This is a genomic window from Hymenobacter sp. APR13 (genome assembly GCF_000737515.1).
Classification (GTDB): domain Bacteria; phylum Bacteroidota; class Bacteroidia; order Cytophagales; family Hymenobacteraceae; genus Hymenobacter.
The window spans coordinates 3371873-3386559 of the sequence record NZ_CP006587.1 but is presented as its reverse complement, the minus strand read 5'-3'; the positions used below and the strand labels follow the sequence as shown (position 1 = coordinate 3386559).

Genomic DNA, 14687 nt, shown 5'->3' with positions numbered 1-14687 from the left:
AAGCCTCATGTCCCGCATCCTCACCGGCATTCAGAGCACCGGCCGCCCGCATCTGGGCAACCTGCTCGGCGCCATCCTGCCCGCCATTGAACTCTCCAAAAGCAGCGCCAACGAAAGCCTGCTGTTCATTGCCGACCTGCACTCCCTCACCACCGTGCGCGACGCCGAGCTGCTGCGCCAGAACACCTACGCCGTGGCGGCCTCCTGGCTGGCCTGCGGCTTCGATACCGACAAGAACCTGTTCTACCGCCAGTCCGACGTGCCGCAGGTGACGGAGCTGACGTGGTATCTGAGCTGCTTCACGCCCTTCCCGATGCTGGCCAACGCCCACTCGTTCAAGGACAAGAGCGACCGGCTTTCCGACGTGAATGCGGGCCTGTTCACGTATCCGGTGCTGATGGCGGCCGATATCCTGCTCTACGACGCGGAAATCGTGCCCGTGGGCAAAGACCAGGTGCAGCACCTGGAAATTGCGCGCGACATTGCCTCGGCCTTCAACAACCGCTACGGCGAAACCTTCGTGCTGCCCCAGTCGCGGGTGGACGAGCAGATCCAGACCATCCCCGGCCTCGACGGGCAGAAGATGAGCAAGAGCTACGGCAACATCATCGACATCTTCCTCGACGACAAAGCCCTGCTGAAGAACATCAAGCTCATCGTATCGGACAGCACGCCGCTGGAAGCCCCCAAAAACCCCGATACCGACACCACCTTCAAGCTGTTCTCGCTGCTGGCCACGCCCGAGCAGACCGCCGAAATGCGCCAGAACTACCTGAACGGCGGCTACGGCTACGGCCACGCCAAGCAAGCGCTCTACGAGGTCATCCGGAGCCGTTTTGCCCAGGAGCGGGAGCAGTTCAACTTCTACATGAACAACCTGCCCGAAGTGGACCGCAAGCTGGCCGAAGGCGCCGCCAAAGCCCAAGCCTACGGCTCCGAAGTACTCAACAAAGTGCGCGGGAAAGTAGGCTACCAGAAGCGGTAGAAACTGTCATTGCGAGGACAGACATTCCGCGCATCAGGCGACAAGTCTCGAACAAGCAGAAAGCCCCTGCCGTCAGTACGAACGGCAGGGGCTTTTCGCGTCTTTGGGGCTTGTCACTTCGGACAGGACGGATTGCTTCGTCGTGCCTCCTCGCAATGACAGCAGACTCAATACGGCAGGCCGTCGATGTTGGGGTGGCGCTGTTCCTGGTAGAAGCTGAAGCCGACTTTGCTGCCGCGGCTGACTTGCTGGTTCTCCAGCTTCTGCTTCACGGAAATGCGTTGGATGTCGGTGAGCGGGGGCGCAATCAGGTCGTTGTTGACGGCGGCAATCATGGCACTTTCCACGAACAGGCGCAGGCTGTCCGGCGTCACGGGGTTGTCCGACATGTCGTTGTCGGGCAGTTCCAGCTGCTGCACGCCTTCCAGGAAATAGTGGCTGTCGATGTTGATGAGCAGGCGGCCCACCAGGTAGCCAGGGTCGTTGAGGCGCTGGTATTTGATGCTGTCGGCCATGAAGTTGTAGGCCATGATGTGGCCGAAAAACCGCCGCCGGAAGTCATCCTGCACGTATTGAGTGTCCATCGGGCCGTAGTCGTCGGGAAAGGTGACGATGTTGGAGTGCAGCACGAACACCAGCAGGTCGCCGCTGAAACGGATGTGAAACTCCATGTCGTTGACGGGCCGGTACTCGATGATAACCGAGGAATCAACGGGCGAAATACGGCGGCTCAGCTCCACCACCAGCTCCTGCGACACCTTGCGCAGCATATCAAACGTGGCCAGCGTGTTGCGGTAGATGGCCTGCTTTACCGACGACTTCTGCTTGAGGCCATCCGAAATCAGGTCGAGGCGGTCCTGGGGGGAGGGAGCCGGCTCGCCGGGGGCGTTGGGGGCATTGCCCTCGGAGTTGGGCGTGCCGGCCGTGGCGGGCGTTACGTGCGGGGCGCCGGGCGTGCCGTCGTCGGTTTGGGGGGAAGTGGCGGGAGTGATGGAGGGCAGTTCGTCCATGTAGTAACAACGCAGCGGCAACCGGCTAAACCGGCCGCCAGTGAAACAAAGGCCAGGCCGAAGCCCGCACCCATAAAGTATTCTGTACGCAAAGTAGCCACCACGGAGTTTTAGCTGGGGCAGTAGCGCGAACTTTGTAGTTCGCGTCCCCGCGCCGTTCGGACGGTTTCGTTTCTATGGCGCGGGGGCGCGAACTACAAAGTTCGCGCTACTGTGTTGCTACTCCGGCCCGAGAGGCGGCGGCGCGCTCAGGGCTGCCGCCACCGGCCACGCGTTGCTGCGGAATGCCACCGTGCGCACGCCAGCGTATGGGAAGCCGGGCGCGGGCGGCAGCAGCATCGGCCGGGCCAGCGGATGCGCCAAAGCCTCCCCTACCGTGCGCACCGCCCCGGCCGGCACCGCCAGCTGCTCCAGCTGGGTTAGCAGCTCCCGGCCGCTCACCTCCGCAATGCGCTGGGCTAGTAGTTCTTCCAGCGCGGCGCGGTGCATTACCCGGTCGGGGTTGCGGCGGAAGCGGGCATCATCGGCCCACTCGGGGCGGTGTAGCACGGCGCAGAGGTGGCGAAACTGGCGGTCAGCTCCTACGGCCAGCAGCAGGCGCGTGCCGTCCTGTGCCTCGTACACGGTGCCGTAGGGCACGATACTGGGATGGCCCGAGCCCAGCGGATGCGGCTCCTGCCCCGTGACGAGGTGAGTGGCGGCCTGGTTGGCTAGTGAGGCCAGCGCGCTATCCAATAAGCTCACCTGCACCAGCGCGCCCCGGCCGGTCCGCTCGCGGCGGTAGAGGGCCGTGAGCAGGCCTTCCTTGAGCTGGTGGGCGGTGAGCAAATCGATGAGGGCCACCGGCATTTTCTGGGGCGGCTGGCCGGGGCCGGGGGCGTTGAGGTGCATGAAGCCGGTTTCGGCCTGCAGCACGGCATCGTAGCCGGCGCGGGTTTCGGTGGGGCCGTAGCCGGTGATGTGGCCGTAGATGAGGCGCGGGTTCAGGGCCGAGAGCGTGGGGTAGTCGGCGCGGAGCTTCTCGGCGTCGCCGGGCTTGTAGCTGGTCAGCACGATGTCGGCGGTGGCGGCTAGCTGGTGCAGGGCGGCTTGGCCGGCAGCAGTAGTCAGGTCGAGCTGCTGGCTGCGTTTGCCCCAGTTGGCGCTGCTGAAGTAGGCCGTGACGGTGGTGGCGGGGTCTTCGGCCGGGGTGCGCCAGGTGCGCGTCACGTCGCCGGCCGGAGCTTCCAGCTTCAGCACGTCGGCCCCCAGCTCCGCCAGAAACTGGCCCACCTGCGGCCCGGCCAGCACCGAGGCCAGTTCCAGCACGCGCAAACCAGCCAGCGGGAGTTCATCGAAAGAATTCATGCGGCCGAAGGTAGCACCCGCCCCGATTTACCGCCGCCCGGCCCGCACAAACACCGGAAACACCACCTCCCGCTCGCCCGCCCCCCAGAGGCGCGTCACCTCCTCGGCCAGCAGCAAAACCGGGTCCTGGCCGTGCAGCTGCTGGTATTTCACCACGCTCGACCAGGTGCGCAGGTAGTTCAGAAACCACTCCGCCGACCACTGCCGCCGCACCTCAAACCGCGCCTGCTGCACCTCGGCAAACGGAAACGAGAGGCGGGCGTACTCGTCGGTGATGTGCCAGCGGTTGTCGTCCCAGTAGGGGCGCATGGTGTCGTTGTGGAAGTGCTGCACCAGCGGGTCCAGCTCGGGGCTGATGCGCAACAGACCGTAGCCCCACTCGGCCACCACGCCGCCGGGTTGCAGCACGCGGCGTACCTCGGCATTGAAGGCAGCCATATCAAACCAATGCACGGCCTGGGCCACCGTCACCAGATCGAAGCTGGCATCGGCAAACGGCGTGTGCTCGGCCGGGGCCTTCTGATAAGTGGTGTTGGGCTGGCGGGCCGCCTGGGCCAGCTGCGCGGCGCTGATGTCGGTGGCCTCTACCTGCCCGAAGTGCTCGGCCAGCACGGCCGCCACCTGCCCGTTGCCAGTGGCGCAGTCCCAGGCCCGGCCGCGGCCCGGCACCTGCGGCAGCAGCCAGTCGTAGAGGGCCGCCGGGTAGTCGATGCGGTAGCGGGCGTAGAGGTCGGCCTGGGCAGAGAATCGGTCGAGCATGGCGGTTGGATGGTTGAACTGGTGGATTGCGGGTAAAAGAGCGTCATTCCGAGCTTGCGAGGAATCTCGCGTGCTGATGTTGCAGCGCTAACCGTACGGTTGCAACGAAACGGGAGAGATGCTTCGGCAAGCTCAGCATGACGGTTACCATTGCAACGTCAGCACGCGAGATTCCTCGCAAGCTCGGAATGACGTTCCTGAACCCAGAATGACGTTCTTGAAACGACGTTCCCGGAATACTGTTCTTGACAACCCATTCTACTGCCTGCTTCTCCAACAACGAACAACGCCCATGTCCTCTCCCATCCAAACCGGCCTGCTGGCCTACGGCATGTCGGGCCGCATTTTTCACGCGCCGTTTCTGAGCACGCACCCTGGCTTTGCGCTGCGGGCCGTGGTGGAACGCAGCCGCAAGCAGGCGCAGGCCCAGTACCCCAGCCTCATCAGCTACGACAGCGTGGCCGAGCTGCTGGCCGACCCGCAGCTGGAGTTGGTGGTGGTGAACACGCCCAACGACACCCATTTCGCCCTCGTCCGGCAGGCGTTGCAGGCCCGTAAGCACGTGCTCATCGAAAAACCAGTAGCCACCACCGTGGCCGAGCTGGATGAGCTGCTGGCCCTGGCCGCCGCGCAAAACCTATACGTGCTGGCTTACCAGAACCGCCGCTGGGACTCCGACTTCCAGCTGGTGCGCCAGGTAGTGGAAAGCGGCCAGCTGGGCCGGCTCACGGAAGTGCATTTCCGCTTCGATCGGTACAAACTGGCTCTCAACGCCAAAACCTTCAAGGAAGACCCCAGCGTGGCGGGCAGCGGCCTGAGCTTCGATTTGGGCCCGCACGTGCTGGATCAGGCCCTGAGCTTGTTCGGGCGGCCCGAGCGCACCCACGTCACGCGCGCCAGCCACCGCCCCAACTCCCGCGTCGATGACTACTTCCACGTGCATCTGCAGTATCCGCAGGGACTGAACGTGTTTGTGGCCGGCAGCCTGCTCACGGCCGCGCCCGGCCCGGCCTACGTGCTGCACGGCACCCGCGGCTCGTTCCAGAAAAGCCGCACCGACGTGCAGGAAGCCCAACTCGACCAGGGCCTGCTGCCTACCGCCGCCCCCTACGGTCACGAACCCGCCGGCCAAGAAGGCACCCTCACGCTGGTGCCCGCCCCCGGCGAAACCCAGGTTTCCCGCCTCCCCGCGCCCCAGGGTCAGTACAAGGGTTTGTTTGAGGCGGTGTACCAAACCATCCGCCACGGCCAGCCCTTCCCGGTGCGCGCCGAGCAGTTGCGTTGGCAGCTGGAGGTGCTGGCGGGTAAAGGCTAAAAAGAACGTCATTCCGAGCGGAGCGAGGAATCTCGCGTGCTGATGTTGTAATACTAACCCAACGTCAGCACGCGAGATTCCTCGCTCCGCTCGGCATGACGTTCTGGTTGGAATGACGTTCTGCGTTCACTCTCTCCACCCCAACCTCAACCGCACACAAATCCCGTTATCTTTGTTTCAATCCAATCCAGCGGTTTGCTGACCGAGACGCAAGGTCAGCCCTCTATCATCTTAACGAAGCTGTACTTTGACGTTTCACGAGTTTAACCTGCACGATGACCTGCTCGCGGGCATCGATGCCATGAATTACCAGAATGCCACGCCCATCCAGGAGCAGGCCATTCCTCGCATTCTGGAAGGCAAAGACCTGATTGCCTGCGCCCAGACCGGCACCGGCAAAACCGCCGCCTACCTGCTGCCGCTCCTCGACAAGATTTCGCACGCCAAGCACGGCACCACCTCCACGCTGGTGCTGGTGCCCACCCGAGAGCTGGCCACCCAGATCGACGAGCAGGTGACCGGCTTCGGTTACTTCGTGGAAGCCAGCTCCATTGCCATCTACGGCGGGGGCAAATCCGAAGGTTGGGAGCAGCAGAAGCGCGCCCTCACCTCCGGCGCCGACATCATCATTGCCACGCCCGGCCGCCTCATTGCCCACATGCAGATGGGCTACGTGAAGTTCGAGGACCTGAAGTATCTGGTGCTCGACGAGGCCGACAAGATGATGGACATGGGCTTCTCCGATGACATCCTCAACATCGTGCGCCAGTTGCCCAAGGAGCGCCAGACGCTGCTGTTCTCGGCCACCATGCCCAGCAAAATCCGCGACTTTTCGCAGCAGCTGCTCAAAAGCCCCGAGGAAATCCGGCTGGCCGTTTCCAAGCCCGCCGCCGGCATCGACCAGCAGTTCTACATGGCCTTCGACCGCCAGAAGATTTACCTGCTCGAGCACATCATCAAAACCCAGGACGTGCAGAGCATGGTGCTGTTCACCAGCCAGAAAGCGGCCGTGGGCGGCATCGTGCGGGCCATCAACAAGCTGGGCATCGAGGCCCGGGGCATTAGCTCCGACCGCACCCAGGAGGAGCGCGAGGAAATCATGCGCGCCTTCAAGAACAAGCAGTTCCCCATCCTCGTCGCCACCGACGTGCTGAGCCGGGGCATTGACATCGACTCGCTGAGCCACGTGGTGAACTACGACATCCCGCGCGCCGCCGAGGACTACGTGCACCGCATCGGGCGCACGGCCCGCGCCGCCACCAAAGGCACGGCCATCACCTTCATTGCCGACCAGGACCAGGACCGCGTGCTCAAAATCGAGAAATTGATTGAGCGCGAAGTAGAAAAGCAGAACATCACCGAAGGCCTCGGCCTGGGCGAAGCGCCCGAGTTCGACCCCAAACGCTTCAGTGGCCTGCGCGGCAAAGTAGGCGGCCGGCCCGAGCGCGGCCCCCGCAGCGGCGGTTCCGGCGGTGGCCGTGACCGTAGCCCCCGCCCCGAAGGCGGCAGCGGTGGCGGCCGCTCCGGCGGTGGCCGCGACGGTGTCCGCCCCAACCGCGGCGACGGCAAGCCCGACGCCGACCAGCAGGCCCGCATTGCCAAGGCCCAGGCCGCCCTGGCCGCCCTCGATGCCGGCCAGGCCCCGGCCCAGCCCTACCAGCGCCCACCCCGCGAAGACCGCCCCGAAGGCAGCGACAGCCGCCCCCGCCGCGAGCCGCGTGAACCCCGCGCCGAAGGCGAAGCTCGTCCACCCCGCGAACCACGTGCCCCGCGCCCCGAAGGCGAGGCCCGCCCGCCCCGCGAACCGCGGGCTCCACGCACCGAAGGCGAAGCCGCTGCTGAGCCGCGTGCCGAAGGCGACAAAGCCGAAGGCCAGCGCCGCCGCAAACGCGGGGGCCGCAACCGCTCCGGCCGCGGCCCCCGCCCCGAGGGTGGTGCCGCTACCTCCGAGGCTTCTGCCCCGGTACGCCCCGGCCGCTGAATAATTCATACTAACCCGAACCCAAAACCGGCCCCGCTGCATGTGCAGCGGGGCCGTTTTGGGTTCGGGCCGTTAACTTGGGGCGCACAGTACAATCAGTTGCAGCTATCAGGTTGATATGTGTCCATTGGCCGGTGTAGAGACGCAATATTTTGCGTCTCGTCGTTGCTGATGTTGTTTGATCTACGCAAGACCAATCGTTCAACGACGAGACGCAAAATATTGCGTCTCGTCGTTGAACGATCTGCGAAGGGCTAGCTCAAGACTCTGGCGCATCAAGGCGGCGCTGGAGCTGCGCGGCAAAATCGGGGGGCAGTTGGGCGGTGGAGGGGGCCTGCGCGGCGAGGCGGGCGGCGCGGGCCAGGGCCGGGCTCTGCACGGCGTAGCGGCGGCAGTAGGCACACAGGCGCAGGTGGGCCCACAGCTGCATCCGCTCGGCCAGGGGCAGCTGCTGGTCGGCGCGGCGCTCAATGAGCAAGGTGGCGCGTTGGCAATCGGACATGAAGGTGCGCATACGTTACGAACGGAGAGTGGAGCCGAACCAGTTCTTTTCGAGGCAGCGGCGCAGGTGAAGTTTCAGGCGGTGTACGATAACCCAGTAGTTGGCGGCCGTCAGCTGCAGCGCCGCGCAGATTTCCTCGGCCGATAGTTCCTCGGCGAAGCGCAGCACAAACACGGCCCCGTGCTGGGGCGAAAGCCGCTGCTGGCAGCTGCGCAGCACCGCCTGAAACTCCTGCTGCTCCAGCGCGTCTTCGTCGCTGGGCGCGGCCCAGTCGGCGGGGCCCTGGCCGGGCTGCCAGTGGCCGGTAGCAGGCTGGAAGAACTCGGCCTCGGGGTCCTGCTCGGGCAATAGGGGCAGCGGCACGAAGGGCGAGCGGGCCTGCCGCCGGTAAAAGTCCACGACTTTGCGGCGCAGAATCACAAACAGCCAGGTGCGCTCCGAGGCTTCCCCGCGAAAGGAAGCCAGCGCGTCGAGGGCGCTGCACAGGGTATCCTGCACCAGCTCCTGCGCCTCCTCCGCCGAGGCCACCCGGCTCAGGGCGTAACGGTACAGCTCGTCGCCGTAGCGGGCAAGCCACTGCGCGGGCTCGGGCACCAAAAGGGCCATGCGGGAAAGGATAGGTGAAGATGAGAAAAACCGGGCCGCCTGATTCAGCCGACAGTAGCGCGAACTTTGCAGTTCGCGCCCCCGCGCCGTAGAAACGAAACCGTCCGAACGGCGTGGGGGCGCGAGCTGCCAGGGGCGCTACGGCACCACGCGGCACCACAATAACGCAAATATCCCGGCGGGCAGATTGGCCCCTGCCCGTTTCGTTCCCGACTGTCACAGGCTGGCGTGCCAGTCGTAGCCCCGGGCGGCCCAGTAGTCGGCCGGGCGCTCCGCCACGAAGGCCAGCGTACCGATGCGCTTGAGCTGCTTGATGCCGTACTTGCGGGGCGTGATGAGGCGCAGCGGCGCGCCGTGCTCCGGCAGCAGCGGCCGGCCGTTCATCTCGTAGCACAGCAGGGTTTGCGGGTGCAGGGCACTGGCTATATCGAGGCCCACGTAATACGCATCGTCGGGAGTACGCAGGCTTACGTAGGGCGCTATTTCGGCAGAGGGAAGGGTAGCCAGCGGGTAACGGGCCAGGAAATCGGTGAGGCGCACCCCGGCCCAAGTAACCACCGTGCTCCAGCCCTCAATACACTTGAGCTCGGTGGTCATTTCGGTGCGGGGCAACGCCTGCAGCTCGGCCAGGGAGAACTCCCGAACCGGCTGCCCACCGAAACCTTCCACCCGCAGCCGCCACGCGGCCGTGTCCAGCGGCTGCTTGAGGCCCACGGAACCGTTGGCGCGGGGCGTGCGGGCCTGGCTGCGCGGAAACTCGGGGGCCAGCTGCGTGGGGCTGAGCAGGGTGGCGGCTACGCGGGCGTTGGCCTCCAGGCCGGCCCGCAGCGGCCCCGGAATGCCCATCACCTCGGGCTGGCCCAGCAGCCAGCGCCAGCCGCCCAGGCCCGCCAGCGTGGCCAGCCCACCCACCAGAAAGGCCCGCCGGGAACGGCGCGTCACTTCCCGCTCCAAGGCAACATCAGCAGCAGTGGGTGGCGTGGCGGGCGGCTGCGGAAGGGATGATTCGGATTGCATCGGGCAGTACAATAAACAAGTGAGGGAAAACTGGTAGTTCTGGCGGCTCTGGGTGGCGCGCCGCAATCAGCTCCATACCCGGGGCCGGCCACATTCTGCTGCCAGGACCGGGGCCAGATGTAGAGTTGTGAGCAACGGGGCTCAGGCTAGGGCCGCATGGGCAGCGGCGGCACAGCGGGCAGCGGATTGCCACTGCCGGAGGCTGCATCCGGCGCGGCGGCCCGGGGTGCAGTTGAGGGCATAGGTGCGGGGTCCTCTACCACTTCAAACCCCGCTACCATGGCCCGGAAGTTGTTCCAGCCGGCCCGCACCACTTGGGCAATGTGCACCAGAAAAAACAGCACGTACCCGATGGTCAGGGCGAAATGCTCCAGGCGGGCCCACTCGTAGCCGCCCAGCGCGGTGGTGAGGCCGGCCAGCTGGGTGGGCTTGTAGATGGCCAGGCCGGTGAGCAGCGAGCCGGCCCCCATCAGCACCACCGAGGTGTAGGCCAGCTGCTGGGCTCCGTTGAATTTGGCGGGCGGCGGCGGGTCGCGGCGCAGGCCCACGTCGTGCAGCAGCGTGTGCCAGGCGCTGCGGAGCGTACCGCGCTGCGGCACCAGGTACCGCCACTCGCCCGATAGCAGGGTGTAGCTCACGTACAGCAGCCCGTTGAGGGCAAACACCCACATCAGCACGAAGTGCCAGCTCATGCCCTTGGCCAGCTTGTGGTCCATGTCCAGCACATCGTACACCGACTGCGGGAAAAACCGCAGCAGCGTGGTGTCGCCCCACCCGAGCCGGTACACGTCGTTGGCCCAGTAAATCAGCAGGCCGCTCCAGATCATGAGGGCCAGCACCGGAAAATTGAGCCAGTGAAACCAGCGGATAGCCAACGGGTGCTTTTCAACGAGGCGAGGCATAGGACACAGGGCGTTTGAGGGGAGAAACCAGCAGGCGGCCAGCCACCGCCACCCCAATAGACGCCTGCCCGGCGGCCACCTTACACCGAGGCCGAAAAATATTTTTCGGGGCTGGCTGTAAGGCCGGAAGCGGTGGTGCGTCTAGCCGGGTAGCCGCCGCCGTTGGCTGGCCCTGTCTGTTTTCTGTATGAAACTGCTGCTTGTCGCCGGTCTGGCTTTCGGAAGCCTGCCGCTCACCTCCCCCATCCCGCTGCCTGGCCCACCTGCTGGGCCGGCGCCGGCCCGCGTGCCGGTGGCCGTGGAGCTGTTCACGTCCGAAGGCTGCTCCAGCTGCCCCGCCGCCGATGCCGCGCTGCGGGAGCTGGAAGCCAGCCAGCCGGTGCCGGGCGTGGAAATAGTGGCCCTGGGCCAGCACGTGGACTATTGGAACCGCCTGGGCTGGAAAGACGCCTTCTCCTCGGAGCAGTTCACCCAGCGCCAGCGCACCTACGCCGCCGGCTTCGGCTCGGGTTCCTACACGCCCCAGGCCGTCATCAATGGCCGCTACGAGCTGGTGGGCAGCCAGCGAACCAAGCTGCTGGAAGCCATTGCGCAGGCGGCCCGTGCGCCGCGCGCCACCGTGCAGCTCAGTGGCCCCGCCGCCGCCCTGCGCGTGCAGGTGCGCGACCTGCCCGCCGGCACCGGCCCGGCCGACGTGCTGCTGCTCATCACCGAAACCGGCCTCATCACCCAAATCGGGCGGGGCGAAAACGCCGGGCGGCTGGTGCGCCACGCCGCCGTGGTGCGGGAGCTGCGGCCACTGGGCGCGGTAGCCGCCGATGGCACGTTTGGGGCTACGCCCGCGCTCCGGCTGCCGCCGCAATGGCAGCAAAACCACCTGCGGGCGGTAGTGCTGGTGCAGGAGCGCGCCAGCCACCGCGTGGTGGGCGTGGGCAGTCTGCCGCTCAGCCCCGCCGGCTAGGGCCCGGCCAGCTTACGGCCGCCAGCTGCGCGGTTTCCAACTCAGCATACCGTTCACTCTTTATTGCTTTTCCCATGACTACCCGCATACTAGGCCTCTTGCTGCTGGGCCTGAGCCTGGGCGCCTGCCAGCAGGAAACCCCGGAACCCGCCGCATCTACTACCACCACCACGCCCCCGGCCGGCACGCTCACGGTGGTGCGCAAGGGCATTGTGCAACCCCAGGGCGGCGTACCCAGCTCAGGCACCGTAGATCTGGTGCGCGACGCCGCGGGCAAGGAATTTCTGCGCTTCAACGCCGATTTCATGACCGATTTTCACACCGGCTCGCTCACCATCTACCTGGCCAAGTCGGCCGAGCTGATTCGGGTGCAGCGGGGGCGCGGGGCCGAGAACGTGCTGAGCGTGGGCGTCATCACGCAATCGGGGGCGCAGGTGCTGGCCGTGCCGGCGGCTTCGGCGGGCTTCTCGCACGTGGTGCTGCACTGCGAGCCGGCCCAATACAACTTCGGCGCGGCGGCTCTGCAATGAGGGCCGCCCGCGCCGGGTGGCTGCTGGCCGCCGCGCTGCTGCTCGCGGCCGAGGCCCAGGCCGGTGGCGGCTGGACGCGCAAGAAGAAGCGCGGCTACGCCAAGGCCGGCCTCACCACCGTCAGCACCATGCGCTACCATCCGCTCAGCGGCCCCACCATCGAAACGGCCCGGTTTCGGCAGCAGGTGTACAGCCTCTACGCCGAGTACGGCCTCACCGACCGCCTGGAGGCCACCCTCAACTTTCCGGTTTACCGGCACGCTGCCTACGCTACCGTCACGCCCAGCCGGGGCGTTGGCGACCCGGAAGTGGGCCTGCGCTACGGGCTGCTGTGCGGGGCCTGGCCGCTGGCCGTGGGCCTGAGCGTGGAAGCGCCGCTGGGCAACCCGCACGCCCGCGGCTTCGACCGCACCGACCCGCGCGTGTTCGTGGCCCTGCCCACCGGCGACGGGGAGTGGAACGTGTGGACGCGGGCGGCCCTCTCGCACAGTTTGAGCCGTTGGCCGGCCTTTTTCACGGTGGAGGCGGGCTACAACCAGCGCACCGCCGGCTTCACCAGCCAGTACAGCTACGGGGCGCAGGCCGGCTACCACCTCCGGAAAAAAGCCTGGCTGACGGCCACCTTCCGCACCCTCGACAACGTGCGCCCGCCCGACCCTAACCGGCTGGGCAGCATCGGGCTGGGCGAGGGCGTGGCGTACTCCACGGCAGGGCTGGGCGTGAGCTTCGAGGCCACCCGCCACCTGCGCCTCACCACCGACTGGGCCACCGGTTTTGGCCGGCTGCGCAACGTGTACTCGGGCCAGCAGCTCACGTTTGGGGTGGCCGTGGAATGGTAACCGGGCCTCGGCCGCTGCCAAAAAAAGTCCTGCGCCTGCTGTAAGGCCTACTGCCGGGGCGCGTCTACCCGGGCAACACCACACATATTTCACGTTTCACTTTTCCCCTCTTCTCCATGCGTACCAACCTGTTCTTCGCCCCCGGCTCCCTGCTGCTCGCCGCCGCTTTCTGCCTGGGCACGCTCCTGCCCGCCCCCACCCTCGCCCAAGGCGACAAAATGCAGGGCGACAAGATGAAAACCGATAAAATGGCCGACGGCAAGATGACCGACGGCAAAATGACCGATGGTAAGATGTCGGACGGCAAAATGACCGACGGCAAGATGGCTACCGGCAAAATGAGTTCGGCAAAAACGGCCAAGAAAGCGCCCAAAAGCAAAATGGCCGACCACAAGATGGATAAAATGTAACCACGCCCCAGTTACCTTCTTCCCCTAACGCACTGCGCCCCGACTACGCAAGTAGCCGGGGCGCAGTGCATAGCAGTTGGTGCGGCGCGCGTATCCAGCGGCTCCGGTCCGACGGATTGTTGCAGCAGTCAGGTTGGTTACCGTCAGCGCGTTTAGGCTGCCTCGGCCAGCGTCAGGCGAAAATAAGCCGGCTCGTGGTGGAGCACTAGGTTCCAAAGCGCCCTGAAGCGGGTGGTTGCTTTGCCGGGTAGTATTACGCTGATTCCAGTTTGAGATAATCCTCAATAGCCGCATCAGCTACTGTCCAATCATTCCCTTTCATCTCGTGAATGTAGGCAAGCCCGCATAGCTCAATGGTAGAGTACCCGAGTAGGCGTAAGCCGTCCTTCTGTGCCACCCACAGGTCTGACTCTTTTTCATGAAACACCGCGTATCCTCTCTCAAGAAGGAGGTAATACGCGGGTGCCAGTACGTTGGCAGCAGCTGAAAGACTATTCATACAAGACCACTTACAGCACCTGCCCCAGCCCGAACAGCAGCGTGAATACCAGCGTGGTGAGGGCCATTTGCTTGAGCAGTGGGTCGAGCTGCATGCTGTCCTGGCACTGCCACACGGCGGCGGCGTTGCGTACCAGCAGCGGGGCGCTCAGCAGAAACAGCCACTGCCAGGGCGAGCGGTAGGTGAGCAGCACGTAAGCCACGGCGCACACCAGGCCGGCCGTGAGCAGCACGGCGTGGTACACGCGGGCCCGCTGCGGCCCCAGGCGCACCGGAATGGTGATTTTGCCGGCCAGCGCATCGGAGCGGATGTCGCGGATGTTGTTCACGTTGAGCACGGCCGTGGCGAAGCAGCCCAGCGCGGCGGCGGGCAGCAGCACCGGCAGCGGCAGCGTGCCGGCCTGCAGAAAATACGTGCCGCACACGCCCACCAAGCCAAAAAACACGAACACCGACAAGTCGCCCAGTCCGGCGTAGCCGTAGGGCTTGGAGCCGGCCGTGTAGTTCACCGCCGCCCAGATGGCCGAGAGACCCAGCACGAAAAACGCCAGAAAAATCCAGGCGCCGGCCGTGCCCAGGGCCTCCCACAGCAGCAGCAGCCCGCTCACGAGCGACAGTGCCCCGAACAGGCCCATGCCCTTCTTCATCTGGGCCGGCGTGATGGCCCCGCTCTGCACGGCCCGCTGCGGCCCCTCGCGGTGCACGCTGTCGGCGCCGTTCTGCGAGTCGCCGTAGTCGTTGGCCAGGTTGCTCAGGATCTGGAGCAGGATGGTGGTGAGGGCCGCCAGCCCGACCACGCTGCCGCGGAAGTGCCCGTGGCTGGCGGCCAGAAAGCCCCCGGCCATAATGCTGGCCAGCGCCAGCGGCAGCGTACGCGGCCGAAACGCCGAAATCCAGGCTTTGATGGGGCTGACCGGGGCGGGAGCGGCAGGAGAAGAAATTGCCATGAAAGTATGTTTGAGTTGCGGGCGAAGGCGCAGCTCTTTGGAAATGCGTGTTGGGAGGTGCGAACCGCACGATGTAGA

General features: G+C 65.7%; 15 protein-coding genes. 7 read left to right on the top strand and 8 right to left on the bottom strand.

Features of this window, described 5'->3' with window-relative positions; genetic code table 11:
• Window positions 1-7 precede the first annotated feature (7 nt).
• Entirely contained in the window at window positions 8-985 is a 978-nt protein-coding gene (gene trpS, locus N008_RS14145; protein WP_044016882.1) for a tryptophan--tRNA ligase, read from the top strand.
• Between the two features lie 167 nt (window positions 986-1152).
• Here trpS and N008_RS14140 read toward each other — a convergent pair whose 3' ends face one another.
• The 3 genes from N008_RS14140 to N008_RS14130 form a co-directional block, all read right to left on the bottom strand.
• Complete coding sequence (locus N008_RS14140; protein ID WP_231569715.1) at window positions 1153-1995, bottom strand: hypothetical protein; 843 nt, start codon at window positions 1993-1995, stop codon at window positions 1153-1155.
• 219 nt (window positions 1996-2214) lie between these two features.
• Window positions 2215-3342, bottom strand: coding sequence for a CaiB/BaiF CoA transferase family protein (locus N008_RS14135; RefSeq protein ID WP_044016880.1), 1128 nt, complete (start codon window positions 3340-3342; stop codon window positions 2215-2217).
• Between the two features lie 27 nt (window positions 3343-3369).
• Complete coding sequence (locus N008_RS14130; protein WP_044016878.1) at window positions 3370-4101, bottom strand: class I SAM-dependent methyltransferase; 732 nt, start codon at window positions 4099-4101, stop codon at window positions 3370-3372.
• Between the two features lie 292 nt (window positions 4102-4393).
• Between N008_RS14130 and N008_RS14125 the strand changes: the two genes are divergently transcribed.
• Window positions 4394-5416 (top strand): Gfo/Idh/MocA family oxidoreductase, encoded by a 1023-nt coding sequence (locus N008_RS14125; protein ID WP_044016876.1) that lies wholly within the window; start codon window positions 4394-4396, stop codon window positions 5414-5416.
• A 247-nt stretch (window positions 5417-5663) separates the two neighbouring features.
• On the top strand, window positions 5664-7397 hold the full coding sequence (locus N008_RS14120; protein ID WP_081910808.1) for a DEAD/DEAH box helicase: 1734 nt from the start codon (window positions 5664-5666) through the stop codon (window positions 7395-7397).
• Window positions 7398-7656: 259 nt separating this feature from the next.
• Here N008_RS14120 and N008_RS14115 read toward each other — a convergent pair whose 3' ends face one another.
• From N008_RS14115 to N008_RS14100, 4 genes are all read right to left on the bottom strand, one after another.
• Window positions 7657-7899 (bottom strand): hypothetical protein, encoded by a 243-nt coding sequence (locus N008_RS14115; protein ID WP_156109327.1) that lies wholly within the window; start codon window positions 7897-7899, stop codon window positions 7657-7659.
• A 15-nt stretch (window positions 7900-7914) separates the two neighbouring features.
• The gene (locus N008_RS14110) at window positions 7915-8505 is read right to left on the bottom strand and encodes a sigma-70 family RNA polymerase sigma factor (protein WP_044016872.1); all 591 of its coding nucleotides are present in this window, start codon (window positions 8503-8505) and stop codon (window positions 7915-7917) included.
• Window positions 8506-8721: 216 nt separating this feature from the next.
• Window positions 8722-9522, bottom strand: a complete 801-nt coding sequence (locus N008_RS14105) for a molybdopterin-dependent oxidoreductase (protein WP_044016869.1) — start codon at window positions 9520-9522, stop codon at window positions 8722-8724.
• Window positions 9523-9668: 146 nt separating this feature from the next.
• Window positions 9669-10424: a cytochrome b/b6 domain-containing protein gene (locus tag N008_RS14100; protein WP_044016867.1), complete on the bottom strand. Its 756-nt coding sequence runs from the start codon at window positions 10422-10424 to the stop codon at window positions 9669-9671.
• Window positions 10425-10611: 187 nt separating this feature from the next.
• Between N008_RS14100 and N008_RS14095 the strand changes: the two genes are divergently transcribed.
• The 4 genes from N008_RS14095 (at window position 10612) to N008_RS14080 (ending at window position 13164) form a co-directional block, all read left to right on the top strand.
• Window positions 10612-11385, top strand: coding sequence for a DUF1223 domain-containing protein (locus N008_RS14095; protein ID WP_052381559.1), 774 nt, complete (start codon window positions 10612-10614; stop codon window positions 11383-11385).
• Window positions 11386-11459: 74 nt separating this feature from the next.
• Window positions 11460-11915, top strand: a complete 456-nt coding sequence (locus N008_RS14090; protein WP_044016865.1) for a hypothetical protein — start codon at window positions 11460-11462, stop codon at window positions 11913-11915.
• Window positions 11912-12754, top strand: a complete 843-nt coding sequence (locus N008_RS14085; protein WP_044016863.1) for a hypothetical protein — start codon at window positions 11912-11914, stop codon at window positions 12752-12754. The genes N008_RS14090 and N008_RS14085 overlap by 4 nt, the downstream gene beginning before the upstream one ends.
• 116 nt (window positions 12755-12870) lie before the next feature.
• Window positions 12871-13164, top strand: coding sequence for a hypothetical protein (locus N008_RS14080; protein WP_071884542.1), 294 nt, complete (start codon window positions 12871-12873; stop codon window positions 13162-13164).
• Between the two features lie 509 nt (window positions 13165-13673).
• On the opposite strand, the gene N008_RS14070 is transcribed toward N008_RS14080, so the two are convergent.
• On the bottom strand, window positions 13674-14609 hold the full coding sequence (locus N008_RS14070; RefSeq protein WP_052381558.1) for a 1,4-dihydroxy-2-naphthoate polyprenyltransferase: 936 nt from the start codon (window positions 14607-14609) through the stop codon (window positions 13674-13676).
• Window positions 14610-14687 lie beyond the last annotated feature (78 nt).